Raw genomic sequence first — 21,802 nt, 5'->3', positions numbered from 1 at the left:
GCCCTGCCGTGGGCCCGCCGGCTGGCCGGCGCCTCGGCCGAGGAACGCGTCGACCTCGCGCTGCGCCTGGTGCGGACGGAGGCGGCGGTGGTGCTCGGCCACGACTCGGCGGAGAGCGTGCGCCCCGAGACGGCCTTCAAGGATCTCGGCTTCGACTCGCTGACCGGTGTCGAGCTGCGCAACCGGCTGAACGGCGTCACCGGTCTGCGGCTGCCGTCCACCCTGGTCTTCGACCACCCGACCCCGGCCCGGCTCGCGGGCTTCCTCGCCGCGGCCGCCCAGGGCGACCCCGTGCCCGTGGTGCCGCCGCCCGCCGCGAGCACGGCGGTCCGTGCCGACGAACCGGTGGCGATCGTCGCGATGGGTTGCCGCTTCCCCGGCGGTGTCGCCTCGCCCGAGGACCTCTGGGAGCTGGTCACCACCGGCGGTGACGCGATCGGAGACTTCCCGGATGACCGTGGGTGGGACGTGGCGGGACTCTTCGACCCCGACCCGGCGGCGTCGGGGAAGAGCTACGTGCGCCGTGGCGGATTCCTGTCCGGCGTGGCGGACTTCGACGCCGAGTTCTTCGGGATCTCGCCGCGCGAGGCACTGGCCATGGACCCGCAGCAGCGCCTGCTGCTGGAGACGGCGTGGGAGACCTTCGAGCGGGCCGGCCTCGACCCGCGCTCGCTGCGCGGCAGCCGGACCGGCGTGTTCGCCGGGATGGCCGGGCACGACTACGCGACGGGCGGGATGCCGGCCGGCGTCGAGGGCCACGTGCTCACCGGCAACGCCACGAGCGTCGCCTCGGGCCGCGTCGCCTACACCTTCGGGCTGGAGGGCCCGGCGCTGACGGTGGACACGGCGTGCTCGTCGTCGCTGGTCGCGCTGCACCTGGCGGTCGGCGCGCTGCGCGCGGGGGAGTGCGACCTCGCCCTCGCCGGCGGGGTGACGGCGATGTCCACCCCGGACTTTTTCGTGGAGTTCTCCCGCCAGCGCGGACTGTCCCCGGACGGCCGGAGCAAGGCCTTCGCCGCGGCGGCCGACGGCATGGGCGCGGCGGAGGGCGTGGGCCTGCTGCTGGTCGAGCGGCTGTCGGACGCGGTGCGCCACGGGCACCGGGTGCTGGCGGTGGTGCGGGGCTCGGCGGTGAACCAGGACGGCGCGTCCAACGGGCTGACGGCGCCGAACGGGCCGTCGCAGGAGCGGGTGATCCGGGCGGCGCTGGCGAGTGGTGGGCTGGCTGCGGCGGACGTGGACGTGGTGGAGGCGCACGGGACGGGCACGGCGCTGGGTGACCCGATCGAGGCGCAGGCACTCCAGGCGACGTACGGGCGCGAGCGGGCCGGTGAGCCGTTGCGGTTGGGGTCGGTGAAGTCGAACATCGGGCACACCCAGGCGGCGGCGGGTGTGGCGGGTGTGATCAAGATGGTGATGGCGATGCGGCACGGCGTGCTGCCGAGGACGCTGCACGTGGACGAACCGTCGCCGCACGTGGACTGGTCGGCCGGCGCCGTGGAACTGCTGACGGACGAGGTGCCGTGGCCGGCGGGTGGTGAGCGGGTCCGTCGGGCCGGGGTGTCCTCGTTCGGGATCAGCGGCACCAATGCGCACGTGATCCTGGAGGAGGCCCCGGCCGGGGTCGCCGGGAGCGATGCGCCGGCCGAGACCGGTGGGGTCGTCCCCTGGGTGCTGTCGGCGGGGTCCGGCGCGGCGCTGCGTGCGCAGGCGTTGCGGTTGGGTGGTTGGCTGGCGGACCGTCCGGGGGCCGATCCGGTGGCGGTGGCGCGGACGCTCGCTTCGGGGCGGGCGGCGCTGGAGCACCGGGCTGTGGTGTCCGGGCGGACGGTGGCGGAGTTGGTGGACCGGCTGGGTGAGGTGGCCGGGGGTGGGCCGGTTGCTGTGTCGGGTTCGGGTGCGGTGTTCGTGTTCCCGGGTCAGGGGTCGCAGTGGGTCGGGATGGCGGCTGAACTCCTCGACACCTCAGCGGTGTTCTCCGCTGCCGTGGAGGAGTGTGCGGGGGTGATGGATCCGCTGACGGACTGGTCGTTGCTGGAGGTACTGGACGACGGTTCGGGCGTCCTGCTGGAGCGGGTGGATGTGGTTCAGCCGGTGCTGTTCGCGGTGATGGTGGGTCTGGCCCGTTGGTGGGAGTCGTGCGGGATACGGCCTGCCGCTGTGATTGGGCATTCGCAGGGTGAGATCGCCGCGGCGCATGTGGCGGGGCTGTTGTCCCTGGAGGATGCGGTTCGTGTGGTGGTGCGGCGTTCGCAGGCGCTGCGTGGGGTGACGGGTGGCGGGATGCTGTCCGTCGGTGTCGGCGCCGATCGTGCGGCCGAACTCGTCGCCGATGATGAGCGGTTGTCGCTGGCGGCGGTGAACGGTCCGTCGAGCGTGGTCCTCTCGGGCGATGTCGAGGCACTGGCCGCCGTGGTGGAGCAGTGTGAGCGCGAGGAGATCCGGGCGCGCTGGATCCCCGTCGACTACGCCTCGCATTCGGCGTACATGGACGCGGTCCGTGACGAGGTCGTCGAACTGTCCTCGTCCGTAGAGCCGTTGGCGGGCCGGGTGGCGATGTACTCGACCGTCACGGGTGAGGTGGTGGACGAGCCGGAGCGGTTGGCGGGTTCGTACTGGTTCGACAACCTGCGCGGCACCGTCCGCCTCGACGAGGCGGTGCAGGCCGCGGTCGCGGACGGGCACACCACGTTCGTGGAGTGCAGCCCGCACCCCGGACTTGTCGTCCCGGTCGCCGACCAGCTGGAAGACGTCCCGGGCGCCGTGGTCCTGGAGACCCTGCGCCGCCACGAGGGTGGTCCCGACCGTCTGGTAACCGCGTTGTCGGCCGCCTTCGTCGCAGGCCTGCCCGTCGACTGGAGCACCCTGCTCCCCACCGGCCCCCGGGCCGACCTGCCGACCTACCCGTTCCAGCGCGAGCGCTTCTGGGTGACGGCCGCCGACGCGGGATCCTCCGGGGCCGGTCGCGGCCAACTCGCCGTCGACCATCCGGTGCTGGGCGCCGCCGTCGAGCTGGCCGACGGCTCCGGGACGGTCCTGACCGGCCGGCTCTCCACCGCCACCCACCCGTGGCTCGCCGACCATGCCGTACTCGGCACGGTCATCGTCCCCGGCACGCTGTTCGTGGAGCTCGCCCTCTGGGCCGGAGACCGGGTCGGCTACGGCGAGATCGAGGAACTCGCCCTGCCCGCACCGCTGGTGCTGCCCGAGGCGGGCGGCGTCCAGCTCCAGGTCTCCGTCGGCGCTCCGGACGGGTCCGGTGCCAGGGCGGTCGGCGTCCACTCCCGGCCCGAGCACGCGCCCGCCGATCAGCCCTGGACCCGGCACGCCACCGGAACGCTGGTCGTCCCGGCCGAGGGGGCCGACGTCGGCGCGCCGGACCTCGCCGCCTGGCCGCCGCCGGGTGCCGCACCCGTCGCGACCGATGGCGCGTACGAGCGGCTGGGCGCCGCCGGCTTCGACTACGGCCCGGTGTTCCAGGGCCTGCGGGCCGCCTGGCGGCGCGGCGAGGAGATCTTCGCCGAGGTCGAACTCCCCATGGAGGCCGACGCGCAGACCGATCGCTTCGCGCTGCACCCCGCCCTGCTGGACGCCGCCCTCCATGCGCTGGCGGCAGCCCGCGAGCCGGACGGGCCCGCCGGCCCGACGGCCGTAGCGCGGGTGGCCTTCGCCTGGCGCGGCGTCCGGTCGGCCGCCGGGCCGAGGCCCGCCGAGGGCGTCTCCCGCCTGCGTGTCCGGCTGTCGCCGACCGGGGCGGACGCGGCGTCGTTGCACCTGGCGGACGACACGGGGACGGGCGTCGCGTCGGTGGCGGCACTCACCGTTCGCCCCGTCACGGCGGAGCAACTGCGCCCGGCCGGCCCCTCGCACCGCGACGCGCTGTTCCGGGTGGAGTGGCGGGCGGCCGAGCCCGACTCCGGGCCCGTACAGCCATGGGCACTGCTCGGCGCGGCCGAAGGCGCGGCCGCGCCCGGTCCGGCCGTGCGCCTGGCCGAGGAGCACCGCCCGGACGCCCGGTTCGAGGACCTCGCCGCGACCGCCGCCGCCGACGGGGCCGTGCCCGCCACGGTCGTGCTGCACGTCCCGGTGGCGCCCGAGGCCGGGGAGGACGTCCCCGCCCGGACCCGCCGGCTGCTGGGCACGGTGCTCGGCGTACTCCAGGACTGGTTGGCGCAGGACCGCTTCGACGGCGCCCGCCTGGTCGTCGTGACGACCGGCGCGCTCGCCGCACGTGCGGACGAGCCGGTCGCCGATGTCGCGGCCGCCGCCGTCTGGGGCCTGGTGCGCTCGGCGCAGTCGGAGCACCCCGGCCGCTTCACCCTGATCGACCTCGACGGCGACGAGGCCTCGCTCGCCCGATGGCCGTCGGCGCTGGCCGTATCGGAGCCGCAACTGGCCGTCCGCGAGGGGACGTTGCTGGTGCCCCGGCTGGTCCGCGCGACCCCGCCGCCGGCCGCCGACGGCGGGCTCGACCCGGAGGGCACCGTCCTGGTCACCGGCGCCACCGGCGGCCTGGGCGCGCTCGTCGCACGGCACCTGGTGACCGGTCACGGTGTGCGCCGGCTCCTGCTGCTGTCCCGCCGTGGCACCGCCGCGCCGGACGCCGCCGCACTGCTCGCCGACCTCGCCGCGCTGGGCGCCGAGGCCACCCTGCTGGCCTGCGACCTCGCCGACCGCGACGCCCTGGCCGAGGCACTGGCGCGGGTGCCCGACGAGCACCCGCTGACCGCCGTGGTCCACACCGCGGGCATCGTCGACGACGGGCTGGTGGAGACCCTGACGCCCGGCCACCTGGACCGCTCGCTGCGCCCGAAGGCCGACGGGGCCCACCACCTGCACGAGCTCACCCGGGACGCCAAGCTCGCCGCCTTCGTGCTCTTCTCCTCCGGAGCGACCACCTTCGGCGGCCCGGGCCAGGGCAACTACGCGGCCGCCAACGCCTTCCTGGACGGCCTGGCGCAGCACCGCCGGGCGCTCGGCCTGCCGGCGATCTCCCTCGCCTGGGGCCTGTGGGCCGGGACCCGGGGCATGGGCGGGCGGCTGAGCGAGGCCGACCTCGCCCGGTGGGCACGGACCGGCGCGGTCGCGATGCCGGCCGAGGAGGCGCTGAGCCTGTTCGACCTCGCGCTCGCCGAACCCGGCGCGACCCTGGTGCCCGCGCACCTGGACCTCCGGGCGATCCGCGCCCGTGCGGCCGCCGCTCCCGCGCTGTTCGGCGACCTGCTGGGCGGGGCCACCCGCCGCCGCGACCGGCAGCCGGACGCGGCACCACTGGCCGCCCGGATCGCCGCCCTGGCGGCCGCCGACCGCGAGCGGGCGCTGCTGGAGGTCGTCCGGACCGAGGCCGCGGGCGCGCTGGGCCACCGGTCGGCCGACGCGGTGCACGCGACCCGCGCCTTCAAGGAGCTGGGCTTCGACTCGCTGACCGGTGTCGAGCTGCGCAACCGGCTCAACGGCGTCACCGGTCTGCGGCTGCCGTCCACCCTGGTCTTCGACCACCCGACCCCGGCCCGGCTCGCCGGCCACCTGCTGGAACGGCTGACCGGCTCCGCCGGACCGGACGAGCGGGCGGCGGCCCCCGTGCCCGCCCCGGCCGCCGGCGCGGGCACCGACGGTGATCCGGTCGTGATCGTCGGCATGGGCTGCCGTTTCCCCGGTGGTGTCGCCTCGCCCGAGGACCTCTGGGAGCTGGTGACCGCGGGTGGCGATGCGATCGGGGACTTCCCGGGTGATCGCGGCTGGGACGTGGCGGGGCTCTTCGACCCCGACCCGGAGGCGTCCGGGAGGAGCTATGTGCGCCGTGGTGGGTTCCTGTCCGGTGTGGCGGACTTCGACGCCGAGTTCTTCGGGATCTCGCCGCGCGAGGCACTGGCGATGGACCCGCAGCAGCGCCTGCTGCTGGAGGCCTCCTGGGAGGCGGTGGAGCGGGCCGGCATCGACCCCGGCTCGCTGCGCGGCAGCCGGACCGGGATCTTCGCCGGTGTCATCGACAACGACTACGGCTCGCGCCTCGACCGCGTGCCGGAGGAGGTCGAGGGCTACGTCGGCTACGGCAGCGCGAGCAGCATCGCCTCCGGCCGGGTCGCGTACGCGCTGGGGCTGGAGGGCCCGGCGGTGAGCATCGACACGGCGTGCTCGTCGTCGCTGGTCGCGTTGCACCTGGCGGCGGGCGCGCTGCGCTCGGGGGAGTGCGACCTCGCGCTCGCGGGCGGGGTGACGGTCATGTCGACGCCCGAGTTCTTCGTCGAGTTCTCGCGCCAGCGCGGACTGTCCCCGGACGGCCGCTGCAAGGCGTTCTCGGAGGCGGCCGACGGCATGGGCGCCGGCGAGGGCGTCGGGCTGGTCCTGCTGGAGCGCCTCTCGGACGCACGCCGCCACGGGCACCGGGTGCTGGCGGTGGTGCGGGGCAGTGCGGTGAACCAGGACGGTGCGTCCAACGGGCTGTCCGCGCCCAACGGGCCCGCCCAGCAGCGGGTGATCCGGGCGGCGCTCGCCAACGCGGGTCTGTCCACGGCGGACGTGGACGTGGTGGAGGCGCACGGGACGGGGACGACGCTGGGTGACCCGATCGAGGCGCAGGCGTTGCTGGCGACCTACGGGCAGGACCGGCCGGCCGAACGGCCGCTGCGGCTGGGGTCGGTGAAGTCCAACATCGGCCATGCCCAGGCGGCGGCGGGTGTGGCGGGTGTGATCAAGATGGTGCTGGCGCTGCGGCACGGCGTGCTGCCGCGGACGCTGCACGTGGACGCGCCCTCGTCGCACGTGGACTGGTCGGAGGGTGCCGTCGAGCTGCTGACCGAGGCGGCGGAGTGGCCGGAGACCGGCCGGCCGCGCCGGGCTGCGGTGTCCTCCTTCGGGATCAGCGGCACCAATGCGCACGTGGTGCTGGAGGCGGCGTCGGAGGCGGAGCCTCCGGCGGCGCCGGAGCCGGCCGGCGGGGTCGTGCCGTGGGTGGTGTCGGCCCGGTCCGGTGCGGCGCTGCGGGAGCAGGTGGAACGGCTGCGGGAGTGGGCGGTGGCGCATCCCGGGGTCGACCCGGTGGACGTGGGCCGGTCGCTGGTGACGGGCCGGGCGGTGTTCGAGCACCGCGCGGTCGTCGCCGGGCGGGCCCTGCCCGAGCTCGTGGACCGGCTCGGCGAGTGGGGGACGGAGTCCCTGCCGGTGGCCGGGCGGACCGAGGAGCCGGGTGCGGTGTTCGTGTTCCCGGGTCAGGGGTCGCAGTGGGCGGGGATGGCGGCCGAACTCCTCGACACCTCAGCGGTGTTCTCCGCCGCCGTGGAGGAGTGTGCGGGGGTGATGGATCCGCTGACGGATTGGTCGTTGCTGGAGGTGTTGCGCGACGGTTCGGGCGCTCTGCTGGAGCGGGTGGATGTGGTCCAGCCGGTGCTGTTCGCGGTGATGGTGGGTCTGGCCCGTTGGTGGGAGTCGTGCGGGATACGGCCTGCCGCTGTGATTGGGCATTCGCAGGGTGAGATTGCTGCGGCCCATGTGGCGGGGTTGCTGTCGTTGGAGGATGCGGTTCGTGTGGTGGTGCGGCGTTCGCAGGCGCTGCGTGGGGTGACGGGTGGCGGGATGCTGTCCGTGGGCGTGGGTGCCGAGCGTGCGGCCGAACTGGTCGCTGATGATGAGCGGTTGTCGCTGGCGGCGGTGAACGGGCCGTCGAGCGTGGTGCTGTCCGGGGACGTCGAGGCACTGGCCGCCGTGGTGGAGCGGTGTGAGCGTGAGGGGATCCGGGCGCGCTGGATCCCCGTCGACTACGCCTCGCATTCGGCGTACATGGACGCGGTCCGTGACGAGGTCGTCGAACTGTCGTCTTCGGTGAGCCCGTTGGCGGGCCGGGTGGCGATGTACTCGACCGTCACGGGTGAGGTGGTGGACGAGCCGGAGCGGTTGGCGGGTTCGTACTGGTTCGACAACCTGCGCGGCACCGTCCGCCTGGACGCGGCGGTGGAGGCTGCCGTCGCCGCCGGGCACACCACGTTCGTGGAGTGCAGCCCGCACCCCGGACTGGTGGTCCCGGTCGCCGACCAGCTGGAAGACGTCCCGGGCGCCGTGGTCCTGGAGACGCTGCGCCGCCACGAGGGTGGTCCCGACCGTCTGGTGACGGCGCTGTCGGCCGCCTTCGTCGCGGGCCTGCCCGTCGACTGGACGACCCTGCTCCCCGCCGGCCGGCACGTCGACCTGCCGACCTACGCCTTCCAACACCGCCGCTACTGGCTCGACCAGGGTGTCCGGGCAGGCGACCCGGCCGGGCTCGGGCTCGCCTCCGCCGGGCACCCGCTGCTGGGCGCGGCGGTCAGCTCGGCCCACGACGGCACCGTGCTGTTCACCGGTCGCCTCTCCGCCGCGGCTCACCCGTGGCTCGCCGACCACGTCGTCCTGGGCACGGCGATCGTGCCGGGGACGCTCTTCGTCGAGCTGGCGGCCTGGGCGGGCCGCGAGGTGGGCAGTCCCACCGTCGAGGAGCTGACCCTGCACACGCCGCTCGTGCTGCCGGATGCCGAAGCGCTGCGGATCCAGGTCGTCGTGGGTGCGCCGGACGGGACCGGCGCCCGCGCGGTCGGCATCCACTCCCGGCCCGAGCACGCGCCCGCCGACCAGCCGTGGACCCGGCACGCGGAGGGCACGCTGCTGGAGGGGGCGGATGCCGACGACGCCGACCCCGCGTGGGCGAGCTGGCCGCCGACCGGTGCCGCACCGTTGGACGTGGACGACTTCTACGAGCGCCTGGCGCTCTCGGGCGTCGACTACGGCCCCGCCTTCCGGGGCCTGCGGGCCGCCTGGCGGCTCGGTGACGACCTGTTCGCCGAGGTCGGGCTCCCCGCCGAACACGAGCGCGAGGCGGCCGGCTTCGCCGTGCACCCGGCCCTGCTCGACGCGGGGATCCAGACGCTCCGCGCGGGCGCCGACGAGGACGAGGACGTCCGGGTCGCCTTCTCCTGGCACGGTGTCCGCTTCTCCGGCAACGGTCCGGTCGGCCTGCGGGTCCGGCTGACCCCGGGCGGGGAGGGCGCGGTGTCGATGCGTGTCGCGGACGCGGCGGGCCGTCCGGTCGCGGTGGTCGAGTCGCTGACCGTGCGCCCGGTCTCCGCCGAGCAGCTGCGCGCGGCCGGCGGTCCGCAGCGGGACGCGCTGCTGCGCCTGACCTGGTCGGCGTGGGACGCGGACGCGCCGGGCCGCGCCGTGCCCGGACGTCTCGCCGTGCTCGGCGCGGCGGACACCCCCGACACCCCCGACGTCCTCGACACCCTCGACGGATTCGACCCGGAGGCCCGGTACGCGACCGTGGCGGCCCTCGCCGCCGCCGTCGCGGCCGGCTCGCCGGCGCCCGACACCGTCGTGCTCGCCGCGACCGCCCTGGACTCGGACGCCGAGCCGACCGCCGCGGCATTCCGCCGGATCTCGCTCGCGGCGGCCCAGGTCGCGGCGTGGGCGGCCGAACCGGGGCCGGCGGACAGCAGGCTCCTGCTGGTGACCCGGCAGGCCGTCCTCACCGCGGACGGGGACCGGGTGCCCGACCCGGCCCGGGCGGCCGCCTGGGGCGCGGTGTGCGCGCTCCAGGCCGCGCACCCGGACCGGATCCTGCTGGCCGACGTGGACGGCGACCCGGCCTCTGTCGCCGCACTGCCCGCGGTGGTGTCCGCCGGCGAACCGAGGCTCGCCGTGCGCGGCGGACGGCTGCTCGCCCCGGCCCTGGCCGGGGCGGCGGTGGCGAGCCACGTCGCCCCGGTCGAGCCGTGGGGCGCGGGCGGTGGCACGGTGCTGATCGGCGGCGCGGACATCCCGCTGGCCGGCGCGCTGGCGGGACACCTGGTCGCGGCCCACGGCGTCCGTCGCCTGGTCCTGCTGCCGGGCGGCGGCACGGGCATCGACGCCGTGCACCGGCTGGCGGAGCGGCTGGCCGGGGCGGGAGCCGAGGCCGAGGTGGTCGGCTGGACGCCCGGCGACCACGACGGGCTGCGCACCGCGCTGGACGCGGCCGTCGCCGGGCACCCGGTGGCCGGCGTGCTGCTCGCGGTGGCCGGTGCGGCCCGCGACGAAGCGGAGCCGGACGTCGGGACGAGCCTGGCCCTCGCCGGACTGCTCGCCGCGCATCCGGGCGCGTCGCTCGTGACGCTCTCCCCGGCGAGCGGCCAGACCGGTGCCCCCGAACCGCCTGCGGCCACCGCGGCCGCCGCCTTCGCCGAGGCGCTGGCCGCCGCCCGGCACGCCGAAGGCCTGCCCGCCGCCGCGCTCGCCTGGGGGCCCACCGGAGCCGGCGGGGCCGAGGCCGAACTCCAGGAAGGACTGCTGGAGGTGACGGAGGCCGAGGCGCTCGTGCTGTTCGACGAGGCGCTGCGTGCGGCCGGGCCGGGACTGGTGCTCGCCCGGCCCGACCGCGCGGCCCTGCGCACCCGCCCGGAGACCGTGCGCGGTCCGCTGCGGCAGCTGCTCCGTGCCCTGGAGGTGCGCCGCGCGGCCGGTGGTGCCCAGGCCCCCGGGACCCCGGGGGCCGACGCCCTGCGACAGCGGCTGGCGGCGCTGTCCGAGGAGGAGCGCGAGCACGAACTGGTCACGCTCGTCAGGACGGTGGCGGCCGCCGTCCTCGGGCACCCGGGCGCCGACGAGGTCGGGCCGGAGCGGGCGTTCAAGGAGGTCGGCTTCGACTCGCTGATGGCGGTCGAACTGCGGAAGCGCCTGGTGCGCGCCACCGGGGTGCACCTGCGCTCGACCCTGGTCTTCGACTTCCCGAACCCGGTGAGCCTGGCCCGCCACGTGCTGGCGCGGCTCGCCGAGGAATCCTCGGCGGCCACCCCGGTACTCGCCGACCTGGACCGGCTGCACGAGGCGCTCCCGGCACTCCTGGCCGAGGACGGGGCCCGCGACCGGATCGCCGAACGCCTGCGCGAGCTGCTGGCGCTGTGCGGGGCGCCGGACGACGGCGCCGACGGAACGGACGAGGACGACCTCGGGTCGGCCACCGACGACGAGCTGTTCTCCCTCGTCGACCAGGGGTTCGAGTGAGGCCGCGGACCCACCCGGGCCCGCCGTGGGACCGGCAGCAGCACCAGTACCAGCACCAGTACCAGCACCAGACCAGCGACAACGACCGTTCGATCGAGGAGTCGGAGTAGACGTGGCCGAGTCGGAAGAGAAGCTGCGGTCCTACCTCAAGCGGGCCGTCGCCGACGCGCGGGACGCGCACCGGCGGGTCCGGGAGCTGGAGGAGCGGGGCCGCGAGCCGATCGCGATCGTGGGCATGGCCTGTCGCTTCCCGGGCGGGCTGTCGACGCCGGAGCAGCTGTGGGAGTTCGTGGCGGGCGGCGGCGACGCGATCGGCGCCTTCCCGACCGACCGGGGCTGGGACCTGGAGGCCCTGTACGACCCCGACCCCGACGCCCCCGGCACGGCGTACGTCCGTGAGGGCGGGTTCCTGCACGACGCGGCCGACTTCGATGCCGGCTTCTTCGGGATCTCGCCGCGCGAGGCGCTGGCCATGGACCCGCAGCAGCGCCTGCTGCTGGAGATCTCCTGGGAGGCGGTGGAGCGGGCCGGCATCGACCCGGGCACCCTGCGCGGCAGCCGCACCGGCGTGTACACCGGGATCAACTGGCTCGACTACACCACCGTGCTCGCCCGGACGGCGAAGGGGCGGGACGGCACGCTGGGCATGGCGAACGCCGCCAGTCTGCTCGCCGGCCGGGTGTCCTACGTCCTCGGCCTGGAGGGGCCGGCGGTCACGGTGGACACGGCGTGCTCCTCGGCGCTGGTCGCACTGCACCTGGCGGTCGGCGCGCTGCGCGCGGGGGAGTGCGACCTCGCGCTCGCCGGCGGCGCCACCGTGATGTGCACCCCGGAGACCTTCGTCAACTTCAGCCGGCAACGGGGCCTCGCCCCGGACGGCCGCTGCAAGCCGTTCTCGGCGGCGGCCGACGGCTTCGGCCCCGCGGACGGGGCGGGCCTGCTGGTGGTCGAGCGCCTGTCGGACGCGGTGCGCCACGGGCACCCCGTCCTCGCCGTGGTGCGCGGCAGTGCGGTGAACCAGGACGGCGCGTCCAACGGGCTGACGGCGCCGAACGGCCCGTCGCAGGAGCGGGTGATCCGGGCGGCCCTGGAGGCCGCCGGCCTGGCCGCGCGCGACGTGGACACGGTGGAGGCGCACGGCACCGGCACCCCGCTGGGTGACCCGATCGAGGCGCAGGCTCTGCTGGCGACCTACGGGCGGGGCCGTCCCGAGGACCGGCCGCTGTGGCTCGGTTCGGTGAAGTCGAACATCGGGCACACCCAGGCCGCGGCGGGCGTGGCGGGTGTGATCAGGACGGTCATGGCGCTGCGGCACCAGGAGTTGCCGCGCACCCTGCACATCGACGCGCCCTCGCCGGACATCGACTGGGCGACCGGCAACGTCCGGCTGCTGACCGAGCCGGTGGCCTGGCCGCGCTCGGAGCGCCCGCGCCGCGCCGCCGTCTCGTCGTTCGGCGCGAGCGGCACCAATGCGCACGTGGTGCTGGAGGAGGCGCCGGAGGCGGAGCTTCCGGCGGCGGCCGAGGCGGCCGAGCCGGTCGGCGGGGTCGTGCCGTGGGTGGTGTCGGCCCGGTCGGGTGCGGCCCTGCGTGCGCAGGCCGAGCGGCTGCGGGAGTGGGCGGTGGCGCATCCCGGGGTCGACCCGGTGGATGTCGGCCGGTCGCTGGTGACGGGCCGGTCGGTGTTCGAGCACCGGGCTGTGGTGTCCGGGCGGACGGTGGCGGAGTTGGTGGACCGGCTGGGTGAGGTGGCCGGGGGCGAGTCGGCTGCCGTGTCGGGTTCGGGTGCGGTGTTCGTGTTCCCGGGTCAGGGCTCGCAGTGGGCGGGGATGGCGGCCGAACTCCTCGACACCTCAGCGGTGTTCGCCGCCGCCGTGGAGGAGTGCGCGGGGGTGATGGATCCGCTGACGGACTGGTCGTTGCTGGAGGTGTTGCGCGACGGTTCGGGCGCTCTGCTGGAGCGGGTGGATGTGGTCCAGCCGGTGCTGTTCGCGGTGATGGTGGGTCTGGCCCGTTGGTGGGAGTCGTGCGGGATACGGCCTACCGCTGTGATTGGGCATTCGCAGGGTGAGATTGCTGCGGCCCATGTGGCGGGGTTGCTGTCGTTGGAGGATGCGGTTCGTGTGGTGGTGCGGCGTTCGCAGGCGCTGCGTGGGGTGACGGGTGGCGGGATGCTGTCCGTCGGTGTCGGCGCCGAGCGTGCGGCCGAACTGGTCGCTGACGATGAGCGGTTGTCGCTGGCGGCGGTGAACGGGCCGTCGAGCGTGGTGCTGTCCGGGGACGTCGAGGCACTGGCCGCCGTGGTGGAGCGGTGTGAGCGTGAGGAGATCCGGGCGCGCTGGATCCCCGTCGACTACGCCTCGCATTCGGCGTACATGGACGCGGTCCGCGACGAGGTCGTCGAACTCTCCTCGTCCGTAGAGCCGTTGGCGGGCCGGGTGGCGATGTACTCGACCGTCACGGGCGAAGTGGTGGACGAGCCGGAGTGGTTGGCGGGTTCGTACTGGTTCGACAACCTGCGCGGCACCGTCCGCCTGGACATGGCGGTGCAGGCCGCGGTCGCCGCCGGGCACACCACGTTCGTGGAGTGCAGCCCGCACCCCGGACTCGTCGTCCCGGTCGCCGACCAGCTGGAAGACGTCCCGGGCGCGGTGGTGCTGGAGACGCTGCGCCGCCACGAGGGTGGTCCCGACCGTCTGGTGACGGCGCTGTCGGCCGCCTTCGTCGCAGGCCTGCCCGTCGACTGGACGACCGTGCTCCCCGCCGGCCGGCACGTCGACCTGCCGACCTACGCCTTCCAGCACCGCCGCTACTGGGCCGAACCCGACGCCACGGACGTGGTCGGCGCCGGCTGGGGCCAGTCGGCGGTGGCGCACCCGGTGCTGGGTGCCGCTGTCGAGCTGGCCGACGGCTCCGGGACGGTCCTGACCGGCCGCTTCTCCACCGCCACCCACCCGTGGCTCGCCGACCACGCCGTGCTCGGCACGGTCATCGTCCCCGGCACGGCCTTCCTCGAACTCGCCCTGCGCGCAGGGGCCGAGGCGGGTGTCCCGGTGGTGGACGAGCTCACCCTGCACACCCCGCTCGTGCTCTCCGACACCGGGGACGTGCGGATCCAGGTCACCGTCGAGGACCCGGACGAGAACGGCGCCCGCGCGGTCGGCATCCACTCCCGGCCCGAGAGCGCGCCCGCCGACCGGCCCTGGACCCGGCACGCCACCGGCCTGCTCACCGCCGCCGCCGAGGGCCCCGACGGCCCCGTCGGCCCGGGCGAAGCCCCGGCCGACGACGCGGCGCCCGAGCAGTGGCCGCCGCCCGGATCCGTACCGGTCGACGCCGACGACCTCTACGAGCGCGCGGCGGCGGCAGGCTTCGACTACGGCCCGCTGTTCCAGGGCCTGCGACAGGTCTGGCGGCGCGGCACCGAGCTGTTCGCCGAGGTCGAACTCCCCGACGAGGGCGGTGCCGACGCCGACCGCTTCGCGCTGCACCCGGCCCTGCTCGACGCCGCGATGCACCCGATGCTGGTCCGCGGCGAGGCGGACGCGCCGCTCCGGGCCGGCCTTCCGTTCTCCTGGACGGCCGTCCGGCTGGACATCCGCCACAGCCGCGCCCTGCGCGTGCGGCTGGCGGCGGGTGCGGCCGGCGGGATCTCGCTGAGCGCCCACGACGAGGACGGCCGGGCGGTCGTCTCCATCGGCTCGGTGGTCGTCCGGCCCGTCTCGGCCGAACTGCTGCGGACCGCCGACACGCCGCTGCGTGACTCGCTCTTCGAACTCCACTGGAAGGAAAGGGAGTTCTCGGCGGGACCGGTGTCCGGCCGGACCGTCGACCTGGACGACGCCTCCGCCCTCCTCGGCGACTCCGAGGAGCGCCTCCCGGAGACCGTGCTCGTGCGCGTCCCCTCCGCCGACGATCCGGAACCGGCGCGGGCGCACGAGCTCACCGCGCGCGTCCTCGGCCTCCTGGGCCGCTGGCTGGCCGATCCCCGGACCGCCGACACCCGCCTCGTCCTGCTGACCACCGGCGCGGTCGCGGTCGGCGCGGGCGAGCAGGCCACCGACCTCGCCTCGGCCGCCGTCTGGGGCCTGGTCCGCTCCGCGCAGGCCGAGCACCCCGGGCGCTTCGTCCTGGTCGACGCCGACGGCGGCACCTCCGAGGCGGCCGTGCTCGCGCAGGCCGCCTCGGGCGAGAGCCAGCTCGCGCTGCGCGGCGGCGCCGGGTTCGTCCCCGGCCTGGTCCGGGCCGCCGCCCGCCCCGAGGACACCGGTTTCGCACCCGCGCCCGAGGGCACCGTCCTGATCACCGGCGGCACCGGCACCCTCGGCGCCCTGCTGGCCCGTCACCTGGTCGCCGAGCACGGCGTCCGGCACCTGCTGCTGCTCGGCCGGCGTGGCCCCGACGCCCCCGGCGCGGGCGCCCTGGCCGCCGAACTCGCCGGGCTCGGCGCCGAGGTGAGCATCGAGGCCTGTGACGCGGCCGACCGCGAGGCCCTCGGCCGGGTGCTCGCCGCGATCCCCGCCGAGCACCCGCTCACCGCCGTCGTCCACGCGGCCGGGGTGCTCGACGACGGGGTGATCCAGGCCATGACCCCCGAGCGGCTGGCCGCCGTACTGCGCCCCAAGGCCGACGCCGCATGGAACCTGCACCTGGCCACCCGCGACCTCGACCTCGACGCCTTCGTCCTGTTCTCCTCGGCCGCCGGCCTGATCGGCAACCCCGGCCAGAGCAACTACGCGGCGGCCAACGCCTACCTCGACGCCCTCGCCCGCCACCGCCGCGCCCACGGCCTGCCCGCGAGCTCGCTCGCCTGGGGCTGGTGGGCCGACGGCAGCGCGATGACCGCGGGGCTCGGCACGGCCGACCGCCGACGCATGACGAGCCTCGGCGTCCTGCCGCTCTCCGCCGAGCAGGGCTGCGCGCTCCTGGAAGCGGCGGTCAACCGCGCCGAGCCCGTCCTCATGCCGGTCCGGATGGACCTCGCCGTGCTCCGCCGCGCCGACGGCGACGCGGTGCCCGCACTGCTGCGCGACCTCGCACGGGTGCCCGGCCGTCGTGGCGCCGCCGCCGGCGGAAGGACGCGGTCGGGCACGCTGACGGCCCGGCTGGCCGGTCTGCCGGAGGCCGAGCGCCGGCAACTGCTGGTGCGGACCGTGTGCGCCCACGCCGCCGCCGTGCTCGGACACGGCGACGAGGACGGCATCGAGGAGGGACGGGCGTTCCGTGAGCTGGGCTTCGACTCGCTCACCGGGCTCGAACTGCGCAACCGGCTGAGCGGCGCCGTCGGCCTGCGCCTGCCCGCGACACTGGTCTTCGACTACCCGAACCCGAGGCTGCTGGCCGGCCGCCTGGCCGACCTGCTCACCGCCGGCCCGGCCCCGTCGGGCCCGGCCGCCGGGCCCGTGCCGGTGGCGCCGGACGAGCCGATCGCCATCGTCGGCATGGGCTGCCGGCTGCCGGGCGGCGTGACCTCCCCGCAGGAGTTGTGGGACCTCGTCGCCGGGGGCGTCGACGCGCTCACCGACTTCCCCGCCGACCGGGGCTGGGACATCGACCGGATCTTCGACCTCGACCCCTCGCGCCCGGGCAGCACCTATGTGCGGACCGGCGGGTTCGTGGACGACGCGGCCGAGTTCGACGCCGCCTTCTTCGGGATCTCGCCGCGCGAGGCGCTGGCGATGGACCCGCAGCAGCGCCTGCTGCTGGAGGCCTCCTGGGCGACCATCGAGTACGCGGGCATCGACCCCGAGTCGCTGCGCGGCAGCCGCACCGGCGTGTTCGCGGGCGCGATCTACTACGACTACGCGACCCGCCTGAACCGCGTGCCGGACGAGCTGGAGGGCTACCTCGGCAACGGCAACGTCGGGAGCGTAGCCTCGGGCCGCGTCGCCTACGCCCTCGGGCTGGAGGGCCCGGCGGTGACCGTCGACACGGCCTGCTCGTCCTCGCTGGTCTCGCTGCACCTGGCCTGCCAGGCGCTGCGCGCCGGCGAGTGCGACCTCGCGCTGGCCGGCGGCGTGACCGTGATGTCGACGCCCGCCGTCTTCGTCGACTTCGCGCGTCAGCGCGGTCTGGCGGCGGACGGGCGGTGCAAGCCGTTCGCGGCGGCGGCGGACGGGACCGGCTGGGGCGAGGGCGTGGGCCTGCTGCTGGTCGAGCGGCTGTCGGACGCGGTGCGCCACGGGCACCGGGTGCTGGCGGTGGTGCGGGGCAGTGCGGTGAACCAGGACGGTGCATCGAACGGGTTGACGGCGCCGAACGGGCCGTCGCAGGAGCGGGTGATCCGGGCGGCGCTGGCGAGCGGTGGGCTGGCGGCGGCGGACGTGGACGTGGTGGAGGCGCACGGGACGGGGACGACGCTGGGTGACCCGATCGAGGCGCAGGCGTTGCTGGCGGCGTACGGGCAGGACCGGCCGGCCGAACAGCCGTTGTGGTTGGGGTCGGTGAAGTCGAACATCGGGCACACCCAGGCGGCGGCGGGTGTGGCGGGTGTGATCAAGATGGTGATGGCGATGCGGCACGGGGTGGTGCCGAAGTCGCTGCATGTGGACGCGCCGTCGCCGCACGTGGACTGGTCGTCGGGTGCGGTGGAGCTGCTGGCGGAGTCGGTGGAGTGGCCGGAGACGGGACGGCCGCGCCGGGCCGGGGTGTCTTCCTTCGGGATCAGCGGCACCAACGCCCACGTGATCCTCGAACAGGCCCCGGCGGCGGTCGGCGAGGACACCCTCGCCGAGCAGGACGCGCCCGCCGCGTGGGTGGTCTCCGCGCGCACCGCGACCGGCCTGCGGGCCCAGGCCGCCCGGCTGCGCGACTGGGCCGCCGAGCACCCCCAGGCCCGGATCGCCGAGGTGGCGGCCGTGCTGGCCTCGGGGCGCACGGCCATGGCGCACCGGGCGGTGGTCCTCGGCGGGGACCGCACGGAACTGACGGCCGGCCTGGCCGCGTTGGCGGCCGGCGAGCCCGCACCCGCCGGCGTGGTGACCGGCACCGTGGAGCGCGGCGCGGCACGGACCGCGCTGGTGTTCACGGGTCAGGGGGTGCGGTGTGCGGGTGCGGGGCGTGAGTTGTATGCGGCGTTCCCGGTGTTCGCGGCGGCGGTGGACGAGGTGTGCGGGGCGTTCGAGGGGGTGGTGCCGTTCTCGGTGCGGGAGGTGTTGCTGGGGGAGCCGGGGGAGGGCGGTGAGGGTACGGGTGTGGTGCAGCCGGTGTTGTTCGCGTTCGAGGTGGCGTTGTACCGGTTGTGGCGTTCGTGGGTTGCGGTGCCGGAGGTGGTGCTGGGGCATTCGCTGGGTGGGATCGTGGCGGCGTATGTGGCGGGGGTGTTCTCGTTGGAGGGTGCGGTCGCTCTGGTGGCGGCGCGGGCCCGGTTGATGGGTGAACTGCCGTCGGGCGGGGCGATGCTGGCGGTGGGTGCGAGCGAGGGTGAGGTCGCGGCCCTGCTGGGTGAGGGCCGTGCGGGGATCGCGGCGGTGAACGGTCCGGCGTCGGTGGTGGTCTCGGGTGAGGCCGACGCTGTCGACAAGGTGCGGGTGCTGTGCGGGGAGCGGGGGTGGCGCTCCTCGCGGCTGGCGGTGTCGCATGCGTTCCATTCGGTGCTGATGGAGCCGGTGTTGGCGGAGCTGCGGGAGGTGGTGGCGGGCATCAGCTTGTCGGAGCCGTCGATCCTGTTCGCGTCGGATGTGACGGGCCGGATGGCGACGGCGGCAGAGGTGTGCGATCCGGAGTACTGGGTGCGGCAGGTGTGTGAGCCGGTGCGGTTCGCGGACGCGGTGGCCGCGGCCCGGGCCGAGGGGGCCTCGGTGTTCGTGGAGCTGGGCCCGGAGGCGGCGCTGACGCCGATGGTCGCGGAGTGCACGGCCGGGACCGACACCGCGACCGTCCCCGCCCAGCACCGGGACCGGGACCGGATCGAGACCCTCCGGACGGCGCTGGCCCGGCTGTTCGTCCGCGGCGGAGCGGTCGACTGGACGGCGGTGAGCGGCGTCGACGCGGCCACCGCCCGCCGCCGCACCGGCGAGCTGCCGACGTACGCGTTCGAGCGGCAGCGCTTCTGGCTGGACGCCGGTACCGGCGCGGGCGACGCCGTCGGCCTGGGGCAGAGCGCGGTGGACCACCCGCTGCTGGGCGCGGTGGTCGGCCTCGCGGACGGCGACGGCGTGCTGTTCACCGGGCGCCTCTCGCTCGACACCCACCCGTGGCTCGCCGACCACGCGGTGCTCGACACCGTGCTGGTGCCCGGGGCGGCCTTCCTCGAACTCGCGCTGCACGCCGGCGCCCGGCTCGGCTGCGCGCACGTGGACGAACTGACGCTGGTGGCGCCGCTGGCCGTGCCGAAGGCTGAGGGGGTGCAGGTGCAGGTCACCGTCGGCGTGCCCGACGCGTCCGGCCTGCGGCCGGTCACCGTACACGCGCGCCCCGAGCGGGCCGAAGGACCCGCCGGACCGGAGGGCGCCTGGACGCTGCACGCCACCGGTGCGCTGACGCCCGGCCAGGGCTCCGCGGACGCCCAGGGCACCCCGGAGCAGCAGGCGCTCGCCGTCTGGCCGCCGGCCGGCGCGGACCCGGTCGAGGTGGACGAGCTGTACGCCGACGCCGCCGACGCCGGGGTGCGGTACGGCCCGGCCTTCCACGGGCTGCGGGCGGCCTGGCAGCGCGGCCCCGAGCTGTTCGCCGAGATCGTCCTCCCCGAGGAGGCGGCCGGTGGCCGGTTCGGGCTGCACCCGGCCCTGATCGACGCGGCCCTGCATCCGCTCGGGCTGACCCCGGCGGCAACCGAGGCGGCGGCCGGGGCGGCCGACGACCTCGGCACCCGGGTGAGGCTGCCGTTCTCCTGGCGCGGCGTGCGGCTGCACGCGGGCGGCGTCCGGGCCCTGCGGGTGCGCCTGCTGCCGCTGGACGCCGACCGGATCGCCGTCGCGGCGGTGGACGAGGACGGCCGGGCCGTCCTCTCCGTCGAGACCCTGACGGTGCGCGCGCTCTCCCGGGACCAGCTCCCGACGGCAGCCGCGCCCGCCGCCGAGCACCTCTTCGACCTGGACTGGGTCCGGGCTCCGGCCGTCGAACCGCCCATGGGCTGGGCGGTCGTGGGCGGCGGGGACGAGCCGGAGCCGGCCGCGTTCGCGGCCCGGCTCGCCGCCCCCCGGTACCCGGACCTCGCCGCACTGGCGGCGGCGGTCGCCGACGGCGCGCCGCTGCCCGACGCCGTCCTGCTCGCCACCCGGCCCGGTCAGGACCGGGCCGCGGGGCCGGAGGCCGTCGGGGCGGCCGTGCAGGAGGCGCTCGCCGTCGCGCAGGCCTGGCTCGCGGAGGAGCGGTTCGCCGCCGCGCGCCTGGTGGTCACGACCCGCGGCGCGCTCGCCGTGGAGGGCGCCGAGGTGCCGGACCCGGCCGCCGCCGCGGTGTGGGGCCTGGTCCGGGCCGCCCGCTCGGAGCACCCCGACCGCTTCGCGCTCCTCGACCTGGAGACGGCCACCGACCCCGCCGGCACCCGACCCGCCGACACCGACACCAACACGGACACCGACGCCCGGCTCGACGCGCTCGCCGCGGCCGGCGCCCTGCCCGAGGCCGCGCTGCGCGGTGCGGCCCTGCTGGTGCCCCGGCTGCGCCGGGCGCCGGCCCTCCCGGCCGCGCCCACCCCGCCGGAGCTCGCCGACGGCGGCACCGTGCTGGTCACCGGCGGCACCGGAGCCCTGGGCGCCCTGGTGGCCCGGCACCTCGTCGCGGCGCACGGCGTGCGACACCTGCTGCTGGTGTCCCGGCGCGGCGCCGACGCCCCCGGAGCACCGGAGCTGCGGGCCGAGCTCGCCGCGGCCGGTGCGCAGGCCACCTTCGCGGCCTGCGACGTCGCCGACCGCGCCGCGCTGGCGGGGGTCCTCGCGGCCGTTCCGGCCGAGCACCCGCTCGCCGCGGTGGTCCACCTGGCGGCCGTGGTCGACGACGGCCTGCTCCCGGCGCTGACCCCCGAGCGGGTGGCGCGCGTCCTGCGGCCCAAGGCCGTCGCGGCGCTGCACCTGGACGAGCTGACGGCCGGGCTGGACCTGCGGGCGTTCGTGCTCTTCTCCTCGGCCGCCGGCCTCACCGGCAACCCGGGCCAGGCCGCCTACTCCGCCGCCAACCTGGTGCTCGACGCGCTCGCGCAGCGCCGCCGCGCCCTCGGCCTGCCCGCCGTCTCGCTGCAGTGGGGCCTGTGGGAGCAGGACAGCGCGCTCACCGCGGGCCTCGGCGCGACCGACCGGCAGCGGATGGCCCGCTTCGGCGTCGAGCCGCTGGACGCCGGCCTCGGCCTCGCCCTGTTCGACGCGGCGCTGGCCCGCCCGGAGGCCGTCCTGGCGCCGGTCCGGCTGGATCCGGGCCGCCTCGGCGGGGACGACCTGCCGCCCGTCCTGGCCGGGCTGGCCGCCCGCCGGCCCGGGACGGCGCGCCCGGCCCCGGACACCGGACGCGCGCTGGTCCGCCGGCTGGCCTCCGCTCCGGCGGCCGAGCAGGAACGGCACCTGGTCGACCTGGTGCGCACCCACGCCGCCGCCGTCCTCGGCCACCCGGACGCCGGGGCGATCCACCCGGACCGGGCGTTCAGCGAACTGGGCCTCGACTCGCTCGCCGCGCTCGAACTGCGCAACCGGCTGAACGGCGCGGTCGGCGTGCGCCTGCCCGCCACCGTGCTGTTCGACCACCCGTCCGCGGGCGCCCTCGGCCGGCACCTGCGCGCCGAACTGCTCGACGGGCCGCGCCGGGGCCGCGCCGCCGCCCCGGTGGGCAGGGCGGCATCTCCCGGCGACCGGGCCGGGGACGAGCCG

General features: G+C 76.3%; 2 protein-coding genes. Both read left to right on the top strand.

Going from position 1 to position 21,802, the window contains the following annotated elements; translation table 11 throughout:
- Positions 1-11,004, top strand: an 11,004-nt coding sequence (locus ACFXAM_RS12490) for an SDR family NAD(P)-dependent oxidoreductase (RefSeq protein WP_380290230.1), incomplete at its 5' end; no start/stop codon positions are given.
- Between the two features lie 112 nt (positions 11,005-11,116).
- On the top strand, positions 11,117-21,802 hold a 10,686-nt coding region (locus ACFXAM_RS12485), incomplete at its 3' end, for a type I polyketide synthase (protein ID WP_380290228.1).

The sequence above is a fragment of the Kitasatospora sp. NPDC059462 genome (genome assembly GCF_042749955.1).
In the GTDB taxonomy this organism is placed as follows: Bacteria; Actinomycetota; Actinomycetes; order Streptomycetales; family Streptomycetaceae; genus Kitasatospora.
Note: the sequence above shows the minus strand (reverse complement) of the source record. Positions and strands in the feature narration are given on the sequence as shown.